Raw genomic sequence first — 22,243 nt, forward strand, 5'->3', positions numbered from 1 at the left:
TATTTCACAGCCTTTCTCCTACGATACAGGCATCTACAACACATACAAAGGACTTCCTATGTGCGGCATTGTCGGCGCAGTTGCAAAACGCAATATCACGCCCATCCTTTTGCAAGGCTTGAAACGCCTGGAATACCGCGGCTACGATTCGTGCGGCGTGGCGCTGCACGTCGATGGCATGCTGCAGCGTTCGCGCAGCACCGCCCGCGTCGCCGAACTGGAAGCCCAGGTGGAAAAATCCGGCTTGTCCGGCTTCACCGGCATTGCCCACACCCGCTGGGCCACCCATGGCGCGCCGGCGTCGCACAACGCCCATCCGCACTTTTCGCGTGAGCGCATCGCCCTGGTCCACAATGGCATCATTGAAAACCATGACGAATTGCGCGCCGAACTGAAGGCCGCCGGCTACGAATTCGAAAGCCAGACCGATACCGAAGTCATCGCCCATCTGGTTGACCAGATGTACACGGGTGACCTGTTCGAAACCGTGCAGCAAGCCGTCAAGCGCCTGCATGGCGCGTATGCCATCGCGGTCTTTTGCCGCGACGAGCCGCACCGCGTAGTCGGCGCGCGCCAGGGCTCACCCCTGATCGTCGGCGTGGGCGATGGCGAGAATTTCCTGGCGTCCGACGCCATGGCGTTGGCCGGCATCACCGACCAGATCATTTACCTGGAAGAAGGCGACGTGGTGGACCTGCAGCTGCAGCGCTGCTGGATCGTCGATAGCGACGGCAAACCGGCCGACCGCCCGGTACGTACCGTGCACGCGCATTCCGGCGCCGCCGAACTCGGCCCCTACCGTCACTACATGCAAAAGGAAATCTTCGAGCAGCCGCGCGCTATCGGCGACACGCTCGAAGGTGTCACTGGCATCATGCCGGAACTGTTCGGCGACAAGGCTTATGACATCTTCAAGAAAATCGACTCGGTTCTGATCCTGGCCTGCGGCACCAGCTATTACGCCGGGCTCACGGCAAAATACTGGCTCGAGTCGATTGCGCAAATTCCGGTGAATGTCGAAATCGCCAGCGAATACCGCTACCGCGACAGCGTGCCGAACCCGAAGGCTCTGGTCGTGACGATTTCGCAAAGCGGCGAAACCGCCGATACGCTGGCGGCATTGAAGCATGCGCGCTCGATGGACATGACCAATACCCTGACGATCTGCAACGTGGCCACCAGCGCCATGGTGCGCGAGTGTGCACTGGCTTACATCACCCGTGCCGGTGTCGAAGTCGGCGTGGCGTCGACCAAGGCTTTCACGACCCAGCTGGCAGCGCTGTTCCTGCTGACGCTGACGCTGGCACAGGTACGCGGCCGTCTCTCGGAAGAGCAGGAAGCCACCTGCCTGAAGGCGATGCGCCATCTGCCGGTGGCGATCAGTTCGGTCCTCGCGCTCGAGCCGCAGATCATCGCCTGGGCCGAAGAATTTGCCCGCAAGGAAAATGCCCTGTTCCTCGGTCGCGGCATGCATTACCCGATCGCCCTGGAAGGCGCGCTGAAGCTCAAGGAAATCTCGTACATCCATGCCGAAGCCTATCCGGCTGGCGAATTGAAGCATGGCCCGCTGGCGCTGGTGACCGAGGAAATGCCGGTCGTGACGGTGGCGCCGAACGATGCGCTGATCGAGAAGCTGAAGTCCAATATGCAGGAAGTGCGCGCCCGTGGCGGCCAGTTGTATGTGTTCGCCGATGCCGACTCGAAGATCGCTTCGAGCGAGGGCTTGCACGTAATCCGCATGCCGGAGCACTATGGCAAGCTGTCGCCGATCCTGCATGTGATTCCGCTGCAACTGCTGGCGTATCACACGGCGCTGGCGCGCGGCACCGATGTGGATAAGCCGAGGAATTTGGCGAAGAGCGTTACGGTCGAGTAAGCGCTATTTATATCAGTCGAGGCTGTGGCGACACTGAAGTCTGTCGCAAGAAACCGCTAGTGTAGGTACCTAGCGGTTTTTTATTCCCTTTCTGCTCGGTCGTAAGATACATCAATGTTCACCTGTAAGTGATTTGCTCGACGCATCGATCAAGCTTTAGCTGACGAAATCCCGGCACTTGCCTACTTTGCTTTCGCTAAGCCCTGATTTCTCCGCTCGTAAAGCAATCCGAACAAATTGGCACCCATGATCAGCGCCGCGCCAACAAACACGGTGGAATGCACGCTCTCGCCATATAACGCAGCGCCAATCAATGCAATTATCGGCAAACGCAAAAAGTCCATGGGTACGACGATGGTCGCATCGGCAAAAGACATGGCCTTGGTTATGCAGAAGTGCGCCGATAGCGCGGTGACTCCGACAATAAAGATAAGAGGCCAGGTAAATAGCGGGGGTATTGTGAAGTTGCCCAGGGAGGGTATTAACCCCAATGGCAGCTGGATCACCGTCATGTAAAACAGTATGCAAAGCGGCGACTCGGTCGAGGACAATTTTTTTGTCATCACATACGAAACGGCATAGGCAATCGCACCTAGAAGCACGGCGAATGCCGCAGGCTGCATCAGCCCGGTACCCGGTTTCACAATGATCAGCACGCCAATCAGGCCCGAGACGATCACGCCAATGCGCGTGGGAGTCAGCCTTTCCTTTAACAGAATCGCCGCGACCAAAGCCGTCCAGATTGGCGCAGTGAATTCAATCGCGAATACTTCAGCCAGGGGAATGAAAGCCAATCCGTAAAACCATCCGAATTGCCCGCCAAAGTGGCTGACATTGCGCAGGACATGCCATCGCAGCTTGCCGGTGAATATTTGCCGCCAGCCGGAGCGCCCTAACAGGATCGATATCACAATCAACCCGCATAGGCTGCGGAAGAACAGAATTTGAAACGTGCCAAGCGATGAAGATAGCGCTCGTCCCGCAAGTGCCATCGCGATAAACGATGCCAGCGCGCCAGTCATCCATATGATTGCCCATGTAATGGGATGGAATGTTCGCTTAACCAATGGGCACCTTTTATTTTTACTTGTCGACAGCGTGAATGCTGCCAAATTTTAAGAAGATTATCACTTCACGAGTAAAAACAAAAATCTCCGGAAACGGTTCTGAGCATGCCTGATAAAGATGAGGGATCGATGGCGACGCAGGCATCAGAAAAATTGTGGTGACAATGGCGCACTTTCCAACCAATAGTCATGGAAAGAGCACTGTTCCTGCAATTTGATCACTCCCTCCCTTGTGGGAGAGAGTCGAAGGCGGGGCGGTTCGCCCGATTTATCTGGTCATGCCCGGCTTTAGGCCGGAGGTTATCCTCGCGGATTACTTCACGATCTGCTTATAATACGTATCCTTCTTGACGATCTTGTCGCCACGGAATTCCCACAGATCGCAGCCACGCAAATCGAGCTTGTCGCCATTCGGCTGCGTTGCCGTAACGCGCCATTCGGACAACGCCTTGTCGCCGATGATCCAGTTTTTCCCTTCGGTCCACTGAATATCCGGCGTAGTGGCGAAACGCTTCGTCAGCGCTTCGCGGATCGCCGCTTTGCCCTTGAGACGCGTGCCCCAGATATCCGGTCCGGCGGCAAGAAGGAACTCGCCATCTTCCGCGAAGGAGTCAACCAGCGTGTCCACATCATGCGCGTTGAACGCATCGATGATCTTGTTCAGCACATCCATAGTAAGTGTCGTCATGCTTTCACCCTTATTGGCCTTTGATCAGCCGTAAAGATTTTTGGAAGAATACGCTTTCTTCCTTGGCCAGCTCGTTGAGCTCATCAAAGTGGTCGCAGTCCGGAACCGAGTAACGTTCCATGGGCCGATTTGCGGTCGCAAAGGCGGCGACGTAGATATCCGATTGACGGTGAAACTCTTCCGTCTCCTTACCGCCGCACACGACCAGTTGTGGCGCGTCAGTTGCCGGCGGATGGTTCATCGGACTTTCGGCTTTAGCTTCGGCAGCGTCCATGCGCACACCGTCGTTGATGGAAGAGAATCGCAGTGGTTCCAGGTCGAACAGACCGGAGACCGGAATGCCGCCCTTGACCAGGTCGCGCGGCAGATCGGCGCCAAGGGCCGACCAATCGGTTGCCATGATCATGCCGGTAATGTGGCCGCCGGCGGAATGCCCCATCACGTAGATCTGGTCGCTGGATCCGCCCAGTACCTGCGCATTTCGCCAAACCCACGCGACGGCACGGCGTGCCTGGGGCGTGATCTGGGAAATCCGCACCGACGGACATAAATTGTAGTTGACCAGGGCAACCGATACGCCATTCTTGACGAAAGGCTCTGCCAGGAAGCCATACACGGATTTGTCGCCGCGCTGCCAGTAACCGCCATGGAAATAGACGAGGATAGGACTTTCAGGCGAAGCGGCCGGAAAAAAATCGATGCGTTCGCGCTCACCCGGGCCGTATGCCAAGTCGAGCTTGCACGAGGCGGCGGCGCGGTATGCTTCGCTACGCTGTATCCAGTTCGGTACGACATTGACGTCGTAGTCGGGACGGCGCGCGCGCAGGTTGTACTGCGGTTCCATTTCTGCAAAGGTATAGTTGTTGGTGCTTGTCATTGTCAGGCTCAGTCTTTATGTTTGTTGTGATCGGGGCGTGCTAAACAAAGGCAATGCAGCACGCCCCAGTTACAGGTCACATCCTGCGAAGCTTATTTTTTCAAGAGCGGGCAGCGCGACTCAGACACCGGCGTGAATGCCTCATTTCCCGGAACAGTCTGGACCAGCTTGTAGTAATCCCACGGGTACTTCGATTCCTTCGGGGTTTTAACCTGCATCAGGTACAGGTCATGGACCATGCGGCCGTCTTCGCGGATCTTGCCGTTCTTGGCGAAGAAGTCGTTGATCGGCGTTTCCTTCATTTTCTTCATGACTGCGGCGGTGTCATCGGTTCCCGCTGCCTGCAGCGCCTTCAGGTAATGCATGGTGCTGGAGTAGACGCCTGCCTGCGACATGTTCGGCATTTTTTTCATGCGCTCGAAATAGCGCTTGGAAAAGGCGCGAGTCTCGTCATTCATGTCCCAGTAGAACCCGGTGGTCAGCAGCATTCCCTGCGCCTTTTCCAAGCCGAGAGCATGGACCTCGTTGATATAGACCAGCATGCCTGCCACGCGCTGGCCGTTCTTGGCGATGCCGAACTCGGATGCCGTCTTGATACTGTTGGCGGTATCCGCGCCGGCCGTGGAAAATGCCACCACTTTCGCCTTCGAAGCCAGCGCCTGGGTGACTGGCGACGAGTAATCCGGCGCATTGAGCGGCACGCGCACCGAGCCTAACACTTTGCCCCCACCTGCTTTGACCACTGCCATGGTGTCACGCTCAAAGTCATGACCGAAGGTGTAATCCACTGTAATGAAATACCAGGAATCACCGCCGGACTTGAGCACGGCCTTGCCGGTCGAGCGGGCCAGCGCATAGGTATCGTAGACGTAGTGGATGGTGTTGGCATTGCAATTCTCGTTGGTGAAGCGCGGAGAACCGGAGATGTTGATGACAACCAGTTTGTTCTTCTCCTTGGCGAGATCGCTCACGGCGAAGCCGGCGCTGGACATGTTGACATCCATGATCGCATCAACGCCTTTTTCGTCGAACCATTCGCGCGCCTTGGTTGAGGCAATGTCGACCTTGTTCTGCATGTCGGCATAGACCACCTCGATTGGCTTGCCCAGTACCTTGCCGCCAAAATCTTCCACCGCCATTTTCGCGGCTGTGACGCTGCCCATGCCTGCCACGTCCGAGTAGGTGCCCGACATATCCATCAAGAGGCCGATCTTGACGACACCGTCCGAAATCTGCGCCGATGCATGGGGCGCCGCGAATGCCAAGCCAAGGCTTGATGCCAATGCCATTTTTTTGAACGTAAGTTTGATTCCCATTTCCTTCTCCTCTCTTTATGCAGACAGCAATGAAACCCCGATACTCCCGAACTAGCTATCGGCGGTCAGGATGATGCTTGCCGGACTGTGCGCAATTTCGTCCAGTCTTCTTGCCTTGACGAAGTTCCGAAAACCGGAACTTATTCCGATTTGTGATATAGTATTCATGGCTTCATATGCCGTGTCAAGCGACACGGCTCACGGCAGCAATGCAGAAAGTTGTTGAACGACCGCGCGGGCTATTGCAGAAGCGAGAAAAGCCATGTTGAATTGCGACCGAGGCGCGCCGGATAACCAGGTGCGAATAGAAAAATTTTTGCGGTTGCCTGATGCTGCCACGGCCTCAGTGAGAGCCGCAGCCGTTCCCGCCAAATTGATGGATCCAGAATGACAGTCATAAACGATAAACATCCGCCGCTGGAACGCTATTTCCGGATTTTGGAAGTCCTCTCCGGCTTCCCCGAGGGACTGACATTAAGCGAGCTGACGAGCATTCTGGCGCTGCCCAAAGCGACCATGCACCGTTTGCTGGCAGCCATGCAGAAGTCGAACCTGGTGACAGTCAACGCCGGCGCAGCGGCTTATTTGCTCGCTGACCGGGTTCGGCGATTGGCTCTACTGAGTGCTGGCGCGGATTTCATCAAGGCGATGACGTCTTCGCATCTTCAGCAGTTGGTGGCTGAGACCGGCGAGACGTGCTATATCGCTCGGCTCGAAGGCAATCGTGTCCGCACGATTGTGATGGAATCGCCGAATGCGCCATGGCGCGGCTTCGTTTTGCCGGGTAAAATCATGTATCCGCATGCGACAGCCAGTGCAAAAGCAATTCTGGCATTCCAATCCAAGGACGTGATCGAACAAGCGTTGAGCGGTGATCTACCCCAACTGACACAGTACACCAAGACAAACCGCAAAGACATCAAGGCAGAATTCTCGCGCATTCGCGAGAATGGCTTTGCCACCTGCATACGCGAAGTGGATGAAGGCTTGGCTGCCGTTGCCGTGCCGATTGAGGTAGGAGTGGCTGGTGTTATCTATGGGCTGGGCATCGTTGGACCGCTGCCGCGCATCACCAGTTTGATAGATGCGGATATCGTATCGCGGCTCAAAACCATATCGGCCGCGATATCCGCGTTTTTGTCGAAGACCGGCGCGGAAATTCCTCAAATAGATTAATACCTACAGATTAGTACAAGCAGCAATGATTATTCGTGACCGGCCTTCAGGTTTAAGACTTTTCTTCATCCTGAAAGGATCCATTCTTCCTCACGTGGTAGGAGTTTTATCTGCCAACATCATCGTTGCGATCATAGTGACAGTTTTTCACGGCTCATTCTCGAACCTGAAAATCACCTTGACGCCGATTCCTTTCACCCTGATCGGGCTGGCTTTGGCAATCTTCTTGGGGTTTCGCAATACCGCGGCTTATGACCGCTTCTGGGAAGGAAGAAAACTATGGGGGCAGTTAGTATACGGGAGCCGCAACCTCGCTCGTGAATGCCTGAGCCTGATATCCGCAACCGAGCCAGCCAATTTCAAGACAGGCTTACAAGATGTAAGGATCAGAATCATTTACCGGGCCATCGCCTTCGCGCATACCTTACGTCAGACATTGCGGGAATCAGGCGATCTCTCGGAATTGAAGGAATACCTTCTGGAAGAGGATTGGCGCCAGCTCGGCAAGCCGGCCGGCAACTTGAATCTCCTGATGCTGCAAATGGGACGAGACGTACGGCTATGCCTGGAACAAGGACGCATCGATGGCCCTATCGCCACCGCCATCGATTCCACGCTGTCCTCGATGGCGGCAGTTGCCGCAAGCTGTGAACGCATTAAAAACACGCCGATTCCGTTTTCCTACTCGCTCCTGTTACATCGGACCGCTTACCTCTACTGCTTTTTACTTCCGTTCGGTCTTGTCGACACCACCGGGTTCATGACGCCAGTTGTCGTCGCAATCGTCGCGTACACGTTTTTCGGCCTGGATGCTCTTGGCGATGAGATCGAAGAACCATTCGGCACATCAGATAACGACCTGCCTCTGGATGCCATCTGTCGCACCATTGAAAGCGACTTGCGCAAGGCCGTGGGCGATCCGGATACTCCACCGCCTTTGATGCCTATAGATTATTGTCTTCGTTAGTTTTGCCTTTAGGTACGCTTGAGTGTCCACTTCCGGCCTTTGCTTCATCCGCATGACTCCTTCTGCTTCCGCAGGTTTTAATGCGTTGCATCGACCGGTCGCCGGTCGGTCAAGCGTCCGTGCGGAGGGCTTTGGCTGCTGAGACCATATTGTTCAACGCCGGCCCCACCTCAGACCATTGGCGTGTCTTCAGGCCGCAATCCGGATTCACCCACAGGCGCTCTGCCGGAATTCGCTCCGCGGCTTTCTTCATCAACTGCATGATGTGCTCCTTGGTTGGAATGTTCGGCGAGTGAATGTCGTACACGCCGGGACCGATCTCGTTTGGATACTTGAAATTGTCGAATGCATCCAGGAGTTCCATATCCGAGCGTGAAGTTTCAATCGTGATTACGTCAGCGTCCATGTCAGCGATCGACGCGATGATGTCGTTGAACTCCGAATAGCACATGTGAGTGTGAATCTGCGTCTCGTCTGCCACGCCGTTAGCCGTGATACGGAAGCACTCCACGGCCCAGTCCAGGTATTCCTTCCATTGCGACCTGCGCAGCGGAAGGCCCTCGCGCAACGCCGCTTCGTCAATCTGGATGACCCGCACGCCTGCCTTCTCCAGGTCGAGCACTTCCTCGCGGATTGCCAGCGCAAGCTGCCTGCACGACACGGAACGTGGCTGATCATCACGCACAAAAGACCAGTTCAGTATCGTCACCGGCCCGGTGAGCATGCCTTTCATCGGTTTTTTCGTCAGCGATTGCGCATAGGTGATCCATTCCACCGTCATAGGCTGTGGACGACTGATATCACCGAACAAAATTGGCGGCTTCACGCAACGTGAACCGTAGGACTGCACCCAGCCGAACTGACTAAACGCGTAGCCTTGGAGTTGTTCGCCGAAGTACTCGACCATGTCGTTACGTTCAGCTTCGCCGTGCACCAACACGTCCAGGTCCAACGCTTCCTGCTCGCGCACGCTACGCGCGATTTCGCCCTGCATCGCCGCCTTGTAACCCGCGGCATCAAGACGCCCGGCCTTGTACTCGCTGCGGGCGTGGCGGATTTGCGCTGTCTGAGGGAACGAGCCGATCGTCGTGGTCGGATAGAGCGGCAGCTTGAGCAACGCCGCTTGTTTCGCGGCGCGTTGGTCATACGGGCTGACGCGTTTTCCCAGTGTCGCGTCGATGCCGGCGATTGCGGCTTTGACTGCCGGATTGTGCACGCGCGGCGAAGTGCGTCGTTTTTCGATCGCCGCACTATTCGCGACGAGCGCTTCTTGTACCTGCACGCGCCCTTTATTCAAAGCTGTCGCCAGAACTTGCAGCTCCTCCAGCTTTTGCAGGGCAAAAGCTAACCACGATTGAATTTCGCGGTCCAGCTTCTGCTCACTGTCCAAATCGACCGGCACGTGCAGCAATGAGCAGGAAGGCGCGATCCACAAGCGGTTTTGCAATGAGCGGTGAATCGGCTCCAGCCAATCGAGCGTGGCATGCAGATCGGTCTTCCAGATATTACGGCCGTTGATTACGCCTAGCGACAAAACTTTATCGGCCGGTAATTGCGCAATGATTTGCTCCACTTCGGCATGGGCATTGATGGCATCGACATGCAAGCCTTGGACCGGCAGCTTGCAAGCCAATGGCAGGTTGGCTTCCAACGGCCCGAAGTACGTGGTCAGCAGCAATTTGACCTTGCCGGTGTCTAATGTCGCATACGCGGTGACGAAGGCTTGCTGCCATGCCGCGTCCAGCTCCGTCACCAGAGCCGGCTCGTCAATCTGTACCCAATCTATGCCATGGGCGGCCAACGTATCCAGCAATTGCACATACGCCGGCAGCAGGCATGGCAGCAAAGCCAGCTTGTCGGAGTTGTCCTTGGCTTTGCCTAATGCAAGGTAAGTGACCGGGCCGATGATGACCGGTTTGGCCTTGACGCCCTGTACCTTGGCTTCCGCCAGTTGTTCCAGCAGACGCGAAGCATCCAGCTTGAATGCGGTCGCCGCAGTAAACTCTGGCACGATGTAGTGATAATTAGTGTCAAACCACTTTGTCATCTCGCCTGCGGCGACACCGCCGCAGCAGGCGCTGTGGGCTTCCACGTCCTGCGCCGAACGTCCGCGCGCCACGCGGAAATAATTGTCCAATACATCCCCGTGGAAATCGCGCACGCGCTCAGGCAGATTACCCAGCGTGAAACTCATGTCGAGTACCTGATCGTAGAAAGCGAAGTCACCGACAGGGACCAGATTCAGACCGGCCTGCATGCTCCAATGGCACTTGCGCAGATGGGAGCCGACGTCCTTCAATGCCTCACGCGAGGATTCGCCGCGCCAATAGGATTCCAGCGCAAACTTCAGTTCGCGCTTTGCGCCGATACGAGGAAAGCCGAGATTGTGTGTAGTGACCATGATGATTTGCTCTCAAAAAGGAATGAGGCGCATCGTACGGAGCCTAATGCATGAAGTAAAATGGTATTAATTCAATCATCCATGAATTTAATTCAACAATGATGTTGGAACGTATTCACTTAGCCATCCTGCAAGAAGTTGAGAAGCAGGGCTCCTTAACCGCTGCCGCAGATATTTTGTGCGTGACGCAGTCAGCGCTAAGCCACAGCATGAAGAAGCTGGAACAGCAATTGGGAACGGATATCTGGCTGCGCGAAGGGCGCAGCCTTCGGCTGACGCAAGCCGGACAGTATCTGTTAGCTGTGGCTAATCGGGTGTTGCCGCAGTTGACGCTTGCCGAAGAAAGGTTGCGCCAGTTCGCCCAAGGAGAGCGCGGCACACTGCGCATCGGCATGGAGTGCCATCCCTGTTATCAGTGGCTATTGAAGGTTGTGTCTCCCTACTTGACGGCTTGGCCCGACGTTGACGTGGACGTCAAGCAGAAATTCCAGTTCGGCGGCATCGGCGCCCTATTCGGCTACGAGATCGATTTGCTGGTTACACCGGATCCGCTCCATAAACCCGGACTGAAATTCGAGCCCGTGTTCGACTATGAGCAGGTCCTGGTAGTCGCCAGTAACCATAAGTTGGCGAAGTTCGAATACGTCAAACCGAAGCAACTCCTGCATGAAGTGCTGATCACCTATCCTGTCGCAATAGATCGATTGGATATCTATAATCAGTTTCTGCAGCCGGCTGGCGTGGCGCCCAAGCGCCATAAGACCATCGAGACTACCGACATCATGATGCAGATGGTTGCCAGTGGTCGTGGCGTGGCAGCCCTGCCTCGCTGGCTCGTACAAGAATACTCCAGCAAGGTCGACGTCGTTCCCATCCAACTAGGGCAAAAAGGCATTGCGAAACAGATCTTTCTTGGTGCGCGTGAAACAGACTTAGAGATCGATTATCTCAAAGCTTTCATTGAATTAGCCCGCAAGCCCAGCGCTTCTCTCTTCACGGCTAGTTGATTGCAAGCTTGATGAAGGCTCGCACGCGCATCAACGTGAAACGATAAGCCGCAAACCCAAGGCAATGAAAACGGTGCCGGCGATACGATCGAGGATCACCCCCGCCTTCGGTTTCTTGCTGAGCCATTGCCCCATCGCGCCCGAAAAATAGCCAAGCAAGCCGAACAGCACGGCGGCCTGGACAGTGAACGTCACACCCAGCGCTGCTAACTGCCAGCCCACATTCCCCTTGGCCGCAATCACGAATTGCGGCAGGAATGAAAGAAAAAACAGCACGACCTTGGGATTGATGGCGTTGGCAAAGACGCCCTTGAAAAACAGGGTCGACAGTCGCTGCTCGGCGGCCCGCACTTCCTTGACCTTGGCCGCTCCCGTGCTACGCAATGCGTTCCAGCCGAGCCAGAGCAGGTACAGTCCGCCGCCGATTTTTAACAAGGTGAAGGCTGCGGGCGATGCCGCAATCAGTGCGCTGACGCCCACCACCGCAAGCAAGGTATGGCTGAGGCAACCGAGCGCGCATCCCAGACCGAATGCGATGCCCTGCTTGCGCCCTTTTGACATCCCCATGCCCAGCACCATGAGATTGTCCGGGCCGGGCGACGCGGTGATGAGGATTGCGGCAAGAAGAAAACTGGAGAATTGCTCGATTGTCAGCATGGTGGCATAGCGCGAGTTGGACAAAGGAGAAAAGTATACCGGCCACGGCAAATCAGGTCTGAATGCTTGAACCAGCCAAGCGTTGACTCCGAGCGTGTTGTACTCACGCGTGCGTCGGGCTACAACACATCGACATCAGTTGCGCGGATGAGAATCCGGTCCTGGCTGAAGCGCTTTTCCAATTCCTGCCGATAGACGTTCCACCAGCTTGCATCGGTTGTCTCCACCATCACCTCGACAAGAATCACGTCATCCCGGCAGACCGCGCCCTTGTCGTTTTCCCAGGCGCCGACAGCGGGAGAACGCAAGTAAAGCGTGACGCCGCCAAAAGCATCCGTCAGCTCTTGCCGCACCTGGTCCAGCAGGCGCCTGGGAAAAGCCTGCCCGGCATTGTCGTACAAGGGGAGCAGAATTTGTATCAGTCGCATGCAGTGTGTGGCAATGAAGGTTTTTTCGATTAATCACCGGCCGAAGCCAGGTTCTCTTATCCCGCAGCTATTTGGACTGGCTCATCCGCCACAGCCATGCCGCTGTCGCAAACAGCAATATGGTCGCCGTCGCATTGGCCCAGCTGATCGCGTCCCAGCCTGCTATCTGCCCTGAACCGAACGCCCGGATCATGAGTGGCCCGACAATCTGCCCGGCGGCGAAACCTGCCGTCATCCGTCCCAGCAGCAGCGTCGGATTGGCGGGCATGGTTTCCCGCGCCAGCTGCAAGCCAGCCATCGTCGCCACCATGAAAGTACCGCCGACTAGCACGGCGCACACTGCGATAGACCATAAAGAATTCACAAACAGCGGCAGCAACGTGCCGAGCGCCATGCTCGCTTGCGCCAGCGCCCATAAGCGCGCCCTTGGCCAGGCGGCCAGCCATCGCGCTCCCGCTGCAACCGACAATGCGGCGGCCAGTCCGAAAATCGGCCATGTCAGACCGAATATCCGCGGATCGGATGTCAGCTGCTTGGCCATGGTCGGCAAAAATGTCGCGGGAATGATGTAGCCGAATCCGAAAGCGCTATAGCAAGCCACCAGTGCGTAACTTCTCCGACGGTCCTGGCCGGCATTCACCAGGCTTGCGGCCGACTTCGGCGCGCTTGCGACAATCGGTCGATTGCGCATGCAGGCCATGGCCAGCGCCATCCCGGCACAGGCCACGATGCCCAGCTCCAGCCAGAGCGCCGTGGCAGACTGGTGACCGCCAAGCCAGGTCATGACGCCGGCCAGGGTAATGCCCAGGCCGACCCCGGTATAGATCCAGCTGCCCTGCCCTGTCGCCTGGCGAAGCGCCAGCTCATTGAGGCACCATCCGGATGTACAGACCAGCACCCAGGCACTGAAAATACCTGCCGCGCCGCGCAAGATCGCGCCGGCTGTCGCTATCTTGCTATCAACCAGTACGATTGCCAGGGTAGTCAATGCGATGCCCGCGAGACCGATTTGCACGCCGCGCAAGGGCTTTCTGAAAATCCGCGCGGCGCTCAACGCACCAAGCAGATAACCGATGTAGTTGGCAGCCGCCCATTCGGTCCCGGTAGCGATATCGATGATCCCGTCGCGAAGCATCAGCGGCAGCAATGGCGTAAATGCGAATCTGCCGATGCCCATGGCCACTGCGAGCGAGACAATACCGCCCACGACGATGGGCCAGGTCGCACCGGTCAGTATGGATTGGTTATCTGATGACGGATTCATAGCGCATATTAGACCTCAATATCCTGCTATTGTGGCAAGCCGTCAGCGCAAATTATTTTTTCGCAGCCTTGACGGTCTGCGATTTCTTGGGATTGGTGGGCTTTTCCTTCTCGCCTTGATCGAGGCTTAACAAGGCATCCGCGTATGAAATGAACCGGTTGAGGTAATCCGGCGAGATATCGCGCATCAACGCCAGCGAGCGCAGCATCAGCATATGGGAATTGATTGGCCCGGCATTCTTCGGCGCCTGTTCCAGCGCCTGCGCCACCTGCTTATCCACGCTGAGCTTTGCCCAGGTATTGCGGTGGTCGCGCAGCGCTTTCAATTCCGGCCGCGATCCAGCTTGGCTGGCAATTTTCGCCATGTGCACTTCGGCATTGCCCGCTGCATGTTGCTCAAGTTCGCGTACCAACGCGCTCAGGGATGCCGATGCGTCGCCGCGATTCAGGGCCGCCAGCAATCGGTGCAAACCCTTGAAGTCACCGGCATCGATATGCCGCTGCAACTCGCTTGCCGCATGCGGGTAGTGCTGGCCATGTTGGCCGGCCAATTCTTTAGCCTCGCGTTGCGCAACTGCGAAGCGCTCCTGAAATGCTGCGATTGCCTGCGCAAGCCTGGCGTCCAGCACCTCCCTGATATTGCCCTGGTGCGCCAGGGTCCGTTTGGCCAAGGCTTCAATGTAGCTCCAGCGCACCGGGTCGAACCGCTCCACCCCTGCTGTGCGCAGGGAAGCGATTTGCGCATCGATCTCGGGGTTCAGCCCCGATGGAGCGACTTCGACCTGGCTGCAATCCGGCTCAGTCATGGCGCAGTTTGTTTAGTGTTGGCGGCTTTCGGCACGGGCGCCATTTCCACGCGGCGGTTTTGCGCGCGCGCGGCATCATCGGTATTGGGCTTGACCGGCTGCTCCGAGCCAAAGGCGGCGGCAAAGACCATGGACGATGGCATGCCTTCCTCGATCAGGGTCCGGGTCACGGTCAGGGCGCGCTGGGCCGATAATTCCCAGTTGTCGCTGAAACGGCCACCGCGTATGGGCTTGTCATCGGTGAAGCCGCTCACCATGAGCAATTCATTACGCGCCCCCAGATAAGCCTGCAGCGGCGTGACCAGGCTCTTCAATACTTGCCGGCCTTCCGGCTGCAGCTCATCCGAATTGAGCGCAAACAGCACCTGGCCGCTAATGCCGATCCTTCCATCGTTCAAGGTGATGCGACCGGTGGCCAGCGGCACCGCCAGCGCTTTTTCCAGGCTCATGCGGCGCTGCTCTTCCTGCTGGCGCTTCTTGACTTCCTCCTGCAGATGCGAGGTCAGCTCCATCTGCACGCCCATCACCGCAACCAGGATCAGCACGAACGCGCCCAACAGGCTGGACATGAGGTCGCCGAAAACCGGCCAGACCGGCGCGCTATCCTCGACGCCGCCGTCGATGTCATCCACGCTGCTGCTCACTGCCCGACCTCATCGGCTGCCATGGCTTGCTGCGCCGGCAATCTGCGCAGTGCTTCGACGATTTCCTTCTGCGACATCATGGAGAGATCGATAATTTCACGCGCCTGCGCGACGTAATAGGCAAGCTGCTCGTCGCTTCTCGATTGCGATTTATCCATCGCACTTTCGATGCGCTCCAGGTTGCCGATCAGCTTGTCGTTGGCCTCGTTGAACTGCTGCACTGCCACGCCAAAGGTTTCGGAAAGGCTCGCCACATCGACCGCGCTGGTGGTGACGTGCGCAGCGATGTCGGACAATTTGGCGGCTTCGGCAGCCACGTTCTCCGCGAACGCGCCTGCTGCGTCGTTGAGCGTCGTCGCCGAAGATGCGACCAGCGAATCGATCACGGCACGCTGCTCGCCGGAGGCATGATTGATTGCTTCCAGCAAGGCATTGAGCGTTTCCATGATACGGCTGCGCTCTTCCAGCAGTTCGTTGTCGCGTGCCACCGTGTTGGAGATTTGTTGGCGCAACTGGCCGATGACATCGGCGGCCGCGCGCGGCGCTTCCGACGCGGTTTCGATAAGCCGCGTGATCGGTTCTTCCAGCGCCGTGCCCAGCGTGGTCAAGTGAGTTGCCAATTCAGCCTGCAATTGCGCCAGGCGCTCGACCGCAGCATTGCCGCGCGCGGCCTCATCATCCCGTAGCGCACCGAGCTCGGAGCGCAGGAGGCTAGCCAATTGCTCGGTGCGTTCGCGATGCTGTTCCATCCATTGCGCTTCGGCGCCGATGCGCGTACGCATGAGCTCCTCCGCGGAGGCCACCAGGCGAGTGGTTTCGGCAAGCGTATTGCGGGCGCCGGCCTGGGCATGCTCAGCGATATCCTGCACGGTCCGCGTCAGGGTGTCGCACATCTGTTGCTGCTGCGAGAGTGTCTGCGTTCCGGTTTGCTGCCATTCGCGGGAAAGCGAGGTCGCCATGTTTTCCAGCGATTGCGTCCATGCTTGCTGGCGCTGTTTGTCTTGCTCAGCCTGGCCGGACTGCAGGCTGGCATAAGCCTCGCCAACCTTGGTCACAAGCGCGGCGGAACGCTGCTCGAAGGTCTCGTTGAAGGCATGCAGGGAACGCCCGACCTGCTCCACCATGCCGGTACTGGTCTGTTCATGGTTTTTCAGCGCTGCCGTCCAGGTTTCGCTCACGCTGCCGGCAGTAGCACTGAATCGCTCGGAAAGACTGTCGAGTTGCTTTTCCACGGTAGTCGCCATGCGCTCGTGCGCCAGCGTCGCTTCGCGCGCAATCCCGCTCATCGCCGCCTCGACCACCGGCTTGATGCTCTCGCTCGCCGCATGCGCGCTCTGATTCAGGCTGTCGCGCAGCGACTTGTCTACCGCATTTGCCAGATCAGTATAGACGCCTTTGACATTGCTGTGGAACGCTTCCTGGTTGCTCAGCAGGCGCTGGTTCAATTGCTGGGTAGCGCTTTCCATCTGTGCCATCATCGCTTCCAACTTATCGACGACGGCAGGCAAGGCTTGCGATTGCATCTGCAAAGCCTTGAAGGTTTCCTGCCGCTGATGAGCAAATGAGAAGCGGCGCAAGACCGTCGCGATCTTTGCGTCCAGTAGCTGCGCCGTCTGCATTCTTTCGCGCCGGCTGAGCGACGACATCAACCCCAGCATTGCGGACGCCGCCACGCCTGCCACCGATGTGCCGAACGCCAGCCCCAAGCCCTTGACCGGCATAGCCAGCGCCGAGCGCATGGCTTCGAGATCGGTCGTTTTTTCCAAGGCAAACACGGCGCCTTTGAGCGTGACTACCATGCCCAGGAATGTGCCCAGCATCCCCAGCATTACCAGCAAGCCGACCAGATACGGCGTGAGAGCTGGCGCCGGCAAACCGACCCGCTCCCCCTCGATGCGCAAGCGTACGGCATTTTGTAGGGAGGGATGCACGCTGCCTAACCAGTCACCAAGGTCTGCAAGGCTATGGGGAATCGCAGTCAGCGCGCGTTCCAGGGACGACGTGGCTTGGCGAAACCGTTTCAGCTCGAGCGCACCATATGCATACACGGCACCGATGAGGGCGGTCATGGCCAGTGCCAGGGCGCTGGAGTCGATGAAGCCGATTCCGGCCCAGATGATGCCGAGCGCGCCTAACAGGAAGACGACGGTAAATAAGTGCTTATTGAATACTTTGATCATTGCGGTTCTTGTTTGAATGATTCGACGAGCCCCATCGTCGGTTGCAGCCGGAGCTCCACTTCCGCCAGCAGGAGCATTTGCATGTCATTGCAAAAGCGTGCCAGCCATGCTCCCGGTTTCATCCAGCCGGCGGGGTTGTCGGCCTGCTGCATATCAGCGAGCTTTTGCTGATGCTCTTTAAATAATTGATCGAAACGCGTCTTCAACAGGACCGGCACCTTCGACAGCAAGTGTCTTTCGCGGTCGTGGAAGATTTTTTCAAGCACGGCATCCAGCTCCGCGAGTTTCTTGAGTTGCGGCGATGTTTTTGCCAGCGCCGCCCGGACATTGAACCGCAGAGGCTGGATACTCAATTCCATGTCGCGCTGATGCGCTTCATAAAAGCGGCGATACGGCGCATAAGCGTTTTTGAAATCCGCAGGCAGATCGACATCCGGCGCGGGCAACTTGATGTGCGACTTGCCGGGATTGGGCGAACAGCTCTTCTTGACCGAATCGACCAAGAGAGTTTGTATGCGGTTGAATTCCGCGCTGGCCGCTGCGCAGGCGCCAGCATGCTCTTCCTGATGCAATTTAGGCAGCGCTTTTAGCGAGCCATCCGTGCTGCTGCTGTGCACGGCAGACAAGGTAATGGCATCAGCGAAGTGGATCCAGCTTCCCAAAGTTTCTGCGAATGCATTGCCGGAATCTGCGGCATCGAGAATGTCCAGATCAGCAAGACAACGAATGAGCTGCGAACTGTGGAATTTTGTACGCGTTAACATTCGCGTCATATGTAGATGCTGTCAAATTCGAAAAAAGCAGGAGGACGAGAAGCTCACGCCGTTATCCGCATGAACCCTTGTCTTGGCCCTTCTCTAGCGAATCCGAGCCACTTTCGGCGGCCAATTCATGGCATACATGAGCGGGCGATTATAGCGTGGAGGTGTGGGGAACTCAAACGAGCATGAAATACAAACAACAGCGACCCTGCCCAAGCGAAGGATGCCTGCGTGGCTGAGAAAATTGATAAGCGCGGCGGGTATGCGAAAAATGCGTAGCCCCCCGAATGAATCATTTCGGGTCAACCCTCGAACTTGCATCTTTAATATAAAAAAGGGGTGGACATAGTCCACCCCTTTTTAGCTAGGCTGCTCCGGCGCTAGCAAGCCGCCGGATGTGCCAATTTATTTCGGGCAGTTGCCGACATCGAAATATCCAGCCGAGGTTTCTGCCAAGGTGCTGGTATAGAACATGTTATACAAGCCCATCTTGGTTGCGGAACCCTTGGCATAGGCATAACCGCCAGAGGTATAGGCGCGGCCAGCCTGGACATGCGCATAATTGCTTGCGGTGGTCTGGGTGCAGGTGAACGCAGACTTGGTCGTCACGGTTACCAGAGCCGATAACGCGCTGGTGCTGCCGGAACCGACCGATTGCACCGTGAAGGTGTACGAGGTCTTCTCCAACAGGCCAGTGGCTTTGTGGCTGGTCGTCGTGCCGCTTGCTGCCGGAACCGAAACCACGACCGTACCTGCGCCACCGGTGCGGGTAACGGTATAGCTGGTAGCGCCGCTGATATTCGTCCAGTTCAGGACGATTTCATTAGCGGTGACCGAAGCTGCCGGTGCGGTAACGTCGGACGGCGGCACCAGGGCGATAGGGCCAACCTGGAATGAGGTCGAGCAAGCCGCATCCGATACGCCGCCGACATTGTCGGTAGCCTTCACTGTGGCGGTATAGCTGCCATTGGCCAGGCCGGTGTATTGCTTGCTGAAGCTCGGGCCGCTGCCGGCTGCGTTATCGTTCGACGGCGTCGGGCCGCTGATGCTCACGCTGTAGCTGGCGATCGAACCGTTGTCGGTCGCAGCACCATTGATGGTCACGGCCGTTGCAGTCGGCGAAGCCACCGAGGCCGAGCAGCTCGTCATGACAGGCTTGGGATCGCCACGTTGCACGCGCAGGTTGTTATCGAAGAAGAACTGGGTGACGTAAGCAGGATAGTTGACGTGGGTGTAGTCGACATAAAGACCGCCGCCGCTACCGCCGGCACCTGCCGGCCATGCATGGCCCATGCCGGTTGCTTCGATATAGGAGACGCGAATCTTGCCCGCGTTATCCTTCCACAAGGTGCCGGTGCTCTTGACTTCGGTGAAGGTGCCGGCACTGGTATTGGCGCCATAGGCGAGCTTCATGCCGTCACGATTGGTCCAGTCGTGGGTCGGATCCACAACGCTATCGGTCGAACCATTCACCACCGAGGTGATTTGCTTGTCGAGGTAGCTGCCGTAGCTGCTGCCGGCATAGGCGCGGCAGTCATTGGCAACCTGTTGCGCCGTGCGGGTCGATTTGGAACCGACACCTGCAGTGCCCGGGGTATTGAGTGCGGGACCGGCATTGATGCCGACGCCGGCAAAGTAATCCGGTGCCACGCAAGCCAGGTCAACCACCAGGCCGCCGCCAGCGGACAAGCCGGTGATGTAGATCTGGTCCGGATCGATGTCTAATCCGGAGCGCGATTTCACGGCATCGACCAGCTTGAGGATAATGGCTTCGTCGCGAGTCGAGCGGCTGTGGTTGGCGCCGAACCAATCCCAGCAACCGGAGTAGGTGCGGGTAGCGGTCGTACCGGAGGGCACGGTCGGCGCAACCACCACCATGCCGTATTTTTCAGCGGTGTCTTCCCAGTTGTATTTCTTGTTGATGACGTTACCGGATGCCGTCATCCCGCAACCATGCAGGGTGATCATCAATGCGCGGCCCTTGCCGATGGTGGCAGGTGCAGTGTTTTTCGGGACATAGGTGTAGGCATCAGCCAGGCCAAACAGGTTCGTTTCCTTAACCCATGTGCCGCTGCCTGGGGTTAATGCATGGGCAGATGCTGCCAGCGTACCCAGCACCAGCGAAACCGCCATTGCTTTCAAATTCCTGCGCATACTGAAGTTCTCCTTGATTGGTTGCATTGTAGAAACAATGTAAGGGGATTTTTGTTATGGCTCTTGCGGCCTTATTTGTCGTCTGAATACCTGATATGCAGGCAGGCGGAATTATTATCGCAATGACAATCACATGGGCGGCGATACCGTATTTTTACGATACCCTCATGGACTGGTCATTCAGCCAGTTCCCACTTGCGTCTCGCCTGATGTAGAGCAAGAACAAACGGCTACAGGAGCAGCGTTTACGTCAACAAGGAGAATCAATACAGAGAGGAAGGAATGCGAAATAAATATGACAGACGCGTGAATCAGTAATGCTCACACGGCAGGGAGAAAATCCTATCCAATATTCAGATATGGATTTCAGTAGGAAGTCTTAGTGGAAATAGATTGTTTGTCGCCATGAGCAAGCATGGCGACAAACGAAGACGGGAAATTAACGCGAGCCGGTGCCCGAAGAACCGCTCGACGAGCCGCCGGAAGTGCCACCACCGGTCATACCGCCCGAAGTGCTGCCAGTGCCGCCCGTACCGCTGGAACCTGAAGAACCGCTAGACATGCTGCTGCCACCGGAACTGCTGCCGCTCGAACCGGTACCGCCCTGATCGCCACGCTGGCAACCAACAAGGAATGCGCTCAAGACAGCCACTGCCAACACCATTTTCGAGGAATGCTTCATGTTATTTCCTTTCAATAAATAGTTATACATTGTGCTATCTAGACTGTGATCGAAATAATAAGTTCGATAACGGTTCGCCATTTTCATTTTTCTTCAAATATAAAATCGCGAACTTGTTGCCATTGATTTTTGCCAGCCACAAAATCCTTTACATGAGTTCATTTTTTATAAGATAGCTATACCATTTCTGTTACATGTATCAGTGTTGATACATGCGTATCGGGTCTGGTAAAAGTTTAAGCAAGCCGTGCAGCAGTAACGGCACCACCACCAGATCGTCCACCGCACCAAGCAGTGGAATGGCATAACTCAGCGGCGATAAGGCATATAACCCGAGTCCGATTAAAGCCGGCAGCAACCATGCAGGCCGCGAGGGATGGCGCAGTGCATACCAGGCGAGACGCAAATCCGTCCTGCTTGTACGCCACAAAATCATTAACAGCCTTTTCATTCGTAAATCCTGTTCGTAAAAATAAACGAAGGAAAACTTAGATACTGTTAAAAAGCAGACGTTCAGTTAAGCAAAGTCTCCTCTTAATTCTTCTTTTCAAATGTATCTTTTTTGCACGGTTAAACTTGCCAAGGTTTTAACTTACAAAAACGCTATGGCACAATCGGATTAGAAGAAAGGCAACAATGCCTTCTTCTACCAATCCTTAACAACCAGTATTAAAAAGAGGAGACAGCATTGGATAATCCCTATTTGGCACCAGATGCCGTATTAACCGCTCCGGCGGCGGATGACATCACTTACGAACCGTCGATATTTTCCTTGCATGGCAGGATAGGCCGCATCCGTTACCTGGCCTATTCATTCGCACTGTCATTGATCGTGCTGGTGATTGGCGGCGTGTTCAGCGCGATTGTCGTCGGCGTCACGCAAAACCCAGCCGTGGCCATGATCGTGTTGGGAATCGCCATCTACATTCCCTCTTTCGCTCTAGCCTTCATCATGGCCAAGCGGCGCCTGAACGATCTCGATCATTCCGGCTGGATGTCGCTATTGATGCTCATCCCGCTGGCCAATGTCATTCTTGGGCTCTACATGGTTTTCGCTGCCGGCACGCCGACAACCAATCGCTTCGGTCCGCGCCCGGTCAAGAATTCACGCGCAATCGTCATTTTCGGCTTGGCGATGCCAGTATTTTTCTGCGTGATTGGCATTCTTGCCGCGATTGCGATTCCGGCATACCAAAGCTATGTCATGCGCGCCAAGGCTGCCGAAATCCAGCAAACCATTCGTCCCTGATCTGCATTCGGCCGGGCAGGCACTGTCCGGCTGAACGTGCTAAT

General features: G+C 56.5%; 20 protein-coding genes. 5 read left to right on the top strand and 15 right to left on the bottom strand.

All coding sequences use genetic code 11. The annotated features are described in order from the left end of the window. Positions 1-58: 58 nt before the first annotated feature. A complete protein-coding gene (gene glmS, locus EDC30_RS08060; protein ID WP_132258313.1) occupies positions 59-1,876 on the top strand; it encodes a glutamine--fructose-6-phosphate transaminase (isomerizing) in 1,818 nt (605 codons plus the stop codon). Positions 1,877-2,058: 182 nt separating this feature from the next. Here glmS and EDC30_RS08065 read toward each other — a convergent pair whose 3' ends face one another. From EDC30_RS08065 to EDC30_RS08080, 4 genes are all read right to left on the bottom strand, one after another. Next, the gene (locus EDC30_RS08065; RefSeq protein ID WP_424446907.1) at positions 2,059-2,988 is read right to left on the bottom strand and encodes a DMT family transporter; all 930 of its coding nucleotides are present in this window, start codon (positions 2,986-2,988) and stop codon (positions 2,059-2,061) included. Between the two features lie 268 nt (positions 2,989-3,256). After that, the gene (locus tag EDC30_RS08070) at positions 3,257-3,631 is read right to left on the bottom strand and encodes a nuclear transport factor 2 family protein (protein ID WP_132258315.1); all 375 of its coding nucleotides are present in this window, start codon (positions 3,629-3,631) and stop codon (positions 3,257-3,259) included. Between the two features lie 10 nt (positions 3,632-3,641). After that, complete coding sequence (locus tag EDC30_RS08075; protein WP_132258316.1) at positions 3,642-4,508, bottom strand: alpha/beta hydrolase; 867 nt, start codon at positions 4,506-4,508, stop codon at positions 3,642-3,644. Between the two features lie 92 nt (positions 4,509-4,600). Then, positions 4,601-5,824, bottom strand: coding sequence for an ABC transporter substrate-binding protein (locus EDC30_RS08080; protein WP_132258317.1), 1,224 nt, complete (start codon positions 5,822-5,824; stop codon positions 4,601-4,603). 387 nt (positions 5,825-6,211) lie between these two features. Between EDC30_RS08080 and EDC30_RS08085 the strand changes: the two genes are divergently transcribed. Together EDC30_RS08085 and EDC30_RS08090 are read left to right on the top strand one after the other, a co-directional pair. Beyond that, entirely contained in the window at positions 6,212-7,000 is a 789-nt protein-coding gene (locus EDC30_RS08085) for an IclR family transcriptional regulator (RefSeq protein ID WP_132258318.1), read from the top strand. Positions 7,001-7,025: 25 nt separating this feature from the next. Continuing rightward, positions 7,026-7,967 carry a bestrophin family protein gene (locus EDC30_RS08090; protein ID WP_132258319.1) on the top strand — a complete coding sequence of 314 codons (942 nt, stop codon included), beginning with the start codon at positions 7,026-7,028 and terminating at the stop codon, positions 7,965-7,967. A gap of 109 nt (positions 7,968-8,076) precedes the next feature. Here EDC30_RS08090 and metE read toward each other — a convergent pair whose 3' ends face one another. Then, entirely contained in the window at positions 8,077-10,368 is a 2,292-nt protein-coding gene (gene metE, locus EDC30_RS08095) for a 5-methyltetrahydropteroyltriglutamate--homocysteine S-methyltransferase (protein WP_132258320.1), read from the bottom strand. A 101-nt stretch (positions 10,369-10,469) separates the two neighbouring features. On the opposite strand from metE, the gene EDC30_RS08100 reads away from it, so the two are divergent. Beyond that, positions 10,470-11,375 carry a LysR family transcriptional regulator gene (locus EDC30_RS08100; RefSeq protein ID WP_132258502.1) on the top strand — a complete coding sequence of 302 codons (906 nt, stop codon included), beginning with the start codon at positions 10,470-10,472 and terminating at the stop codon, positions 11,373-11,375. 30 nt (positions 11,376-11,405) lie between these two features. Here EDC30_RS08100 and EDC30_RS08105 read toward each other — a convergent pair whose 3' ends face one another. From EDC30_RS08105 to EDC30_RS08150, 10 genes are all read right to left on the bottom strand, one after another. Then, complete coding sequence (locus EDC30_RS08105) at positions 11,406-12,032, bottom strand: LysE family translocator (protein WP_132258321.1); 627 nt, start codon at positions 12,030-12,032, stop codon at positions 11,406-11,408. A 119-nt stretch (positions 12,033-12,151) separates the two neighbouring features. After that, positions 12,152-12,460 (bottom strand): hypothetical protein, encoded by a 309-nt coding sequence (locus tag EDC30_RS08110; RefSeq protein ID WP_132258322.1) that lies wholly within the window; start codon positions 12,458-12,460, stop codon positions 12,152-12,154. 67 nt (positions 12,461-12,527) lie between these two features. Continuing rightward, positions 12,528-13,724, bottom strand: coding sequence for a YbfB/YjiJ family MFS transporter (locus tag EDC30_RS08115; protein ID WP_132258323.1), 1,197 nt, complete (start codon positions 13,722-13,724; stop codon positions 12,528-12,530). A gap of 52 nt (positions 13,725-13,776) precedes the next feature. Next, complete coding sequence (locus tag EDC30_RS08120; RefSeq protein WP_132258324.1) at positions 13,777-14,529, bottom strand: DUF2894 domain-containing protein; 753 nt, start codon at positions 14,527-14,529, stop codon at positions 13,777-13,779. Continuing rightward, positions 14,526-15,161 carry an OmpA family protein gene (locus EDC30_RS08125; RefSeq protein WP_132258325.1) on the bottom strand — a complete coding sequence of 212 codons (636 nt, stop codon included), beginning with the start codon at positions 15,159-15,161 and terminating at the stop codon, positions 14,526-14,528. Before EDC30_RS08125 ends, EDC30_RS08120 begins: the two co-directional genes overlap by 4 nt. Positions 15,162-15,169: 8 nt before the next feature. After that, complete coding sequence (locus EDC30_RS08130) at positions 15,170-17,353, bottom strand: DUF802 domain-containing protein (protein ID WP_132258326.1); 2,184 nt, start codon at positions 17,351-17,353, stop codon at positions 15,170-15,172. After that, positions 17,350-18,126: a DUF3348 domain-containing protein gene (locus EDC30_RS08135; RefSeq protein ID WP_132258327.1), complete on the bottom strand. Its 777-nt coding sequence runs from the start codon at positions 18,124-18,126 to the stop codon at positions 17,350-17,352. Before EDC30_RS08135 ends, EDC30_RS08130 begins: the two co-directional genes overlap by 4 nt. Positions 18,127-18,519: 393 nt before the next feature. Then, entirely contained in the window at positions 18,520-20,247 is a 1,728-nt protein-coding gene (locus tag EDC30_RS08140) for an extracellular catalytic domain type 1 short-chain-length polyhydroxyalkanoate depolymerase (protein WP_165973762.1), read from the bottom strand. Positions 20,248-20,707: 460 nt separating this feature from the next. After that, complete coding sequence (locus EDC30_RS08145; RefSeq protein WP_132258329.1) at positions 20,708-20,950, bottom strand: hypothetical protein; 243 nt, start codon at positions 20,948-20,950, stop codon at positions 20,708-20,710. Between the two features lie 199 nt (positions 20,951-21,149). Beyond that, on the bottom strand, positions 21,150-21,401 hold the full coding sequence (locus EDC30_RS08150) for a YkvA family protein (RefSeq protein WP_132258330.1): 252 nt from the start codon (positions 21,399-21,401) through the stop codon (positions 21,150-21,152). A 237-nt stretch (positions 21,402-21,638) separates the two neighbouring features. On the opposite strand from EDC30_RS08150, the gene EDC30_RS08155 reads away from it, so the two are divergent. Beyond that, on the top strand, positions 21,639-22,199 hold the full coding sequence (locus EDC30_RS08155; RefSeq protein ID WP_207907237.1) for a DUF805 domain-containing protein: 561 nt from the start codon (positions 21,639-21,641) through the stop codon (positions 22,197-22,199). Positions 22,200-22,243 lie beyond the last annotated feature (44 nt).

The sequence above is a fragment of the Paucimonas lemoignei genome (genome assembly GCF_004342585.1).
In the GTDB taxonomy this organism is placed as follows: domain Bacteria; phylum Pseudomonadota; class Gammaproteobacteria; order Burkholderiales; family Burkholderiaceae_D; genus Paucimonas; species Paucimonas lemoignei.

Bases quoted from the DNA above. Each gene is read 5' to 3' on its own strand.
- glmS (WP_132258313.1), top strand. From the start codon at position 59: ATGTGCGGCATTGTCGGCGCAGTTGCAAAACGCAATATCACGCCCATC.
- EDC30_RS08070 (WP_132258315.1), bottom strand. From the start codon at position 3,631: ATGACGACACTTACTATGGATGTGCTGAACAAGATCATCGATGCGTTC.
- EDC30_RS08075 (WP_132258316.1), bottom strand. From the start codon at position 4,508: ATGACAAGCACCAACAACTATACCTTTGCAGAAATGGAACCGCAGTAC.
- EDC30_RS08080 (WP_132258317.1), bottom strand. From the start codon at position 5,824: ATGGGAATCAAACTTACGTTCAAAAAAATGGCATTGGCATCAAGCCTT.
- EDC30_RS08085 (WP_132258318.1), top strand. From the start codon at position 6,212: ATGACAGTCATAAACGATAAACATCCGCCGCTGGAACGCTATTTCCGG.
- EDC30_RS08090 (WP_132258319.1), top strand. From the start codon at position 7,026: ATGATTATTCGTGACCGGCCTTCAGGTTTAAGACTTTTCTTCATCCTG.
- metE (WP_132258320.1), bottom strand. From the start codon at position 10,368: ATGGTCACTACACACAATCTCGGCTTTCCTCGTATCGGCGCAAAGCGC.
- EDC30_RS08100 (WP_132258502.1), top strand. From the start codon at position 10,470: ATGTTGGAACGTATTCACTTAGCCATCCTGCAAGAAGTTGAGAAGCAG.
- EDC30_RS08105 (WP_132258321.1), bottom strand. From the start codon at position 12,032: ATGCTGACAATCGAGCAATTCTCCAGTTTTCTTCTTGCCGCAATCCTC.
- EDC30_RS08110 (WP_132258322.1), bottom strand. From the start codon at position 12,460: ATGCGACTGATACAAATTCTGCTCCCCTTGTACGACAATGCCGGGCAG.
- EDC30_RS08115 (WP_132258323.1), bottom strand. From the start codon at position 13,724: ATGAATCCGTCATCAGATAACCAATCCATACTGACCGGTGCGACCTGG.
- EDC30_RS08120 (WP_132258324.1), bottom strand. From the start codon at position 14,529: ATGACTGAGCCGGATTGCAGCCAGGTCGAAGTCGCTCCATCGGGGCTG.
- EDC30_RS08130 (WP_132258326.1), bottom strand. From the start codon at position 17,353: ATGATCAAAGTATTCAATAAGCACTTATTTACCGTCGTCTTCCTGTTA.
- EDC30_RS08135 (WP_132258327.1), bottom strand. From the start codon at position 18,126: ATGACGCGAATGTTAACGCGTACAAAATTCCACAGTTCGCAGCTCATT.
- EDC30_RS08140 (WP_165973762.1), bottom strand. From the start codon at position 20,247: ATGGCGGTTTCGCTGGTGCTGGGTACGCTGGCAGCATCTGCCCATGCA.
- EDC30_RS08145 (WP_132258329.1), bottom strand. From the start codon at position 20,950: ATGAAGCATTCCTCGAAAATGGTGTTGGCAGTGGCTGTCTTGAGCGCA.
- EDC30_RS08150 (WP_132258330.1), bottom strand. From the start codon at position 21,401: ATGAAAAGGCTGTTAATGATTTTGTGGCGTACAAGCAGGACGGATTTG.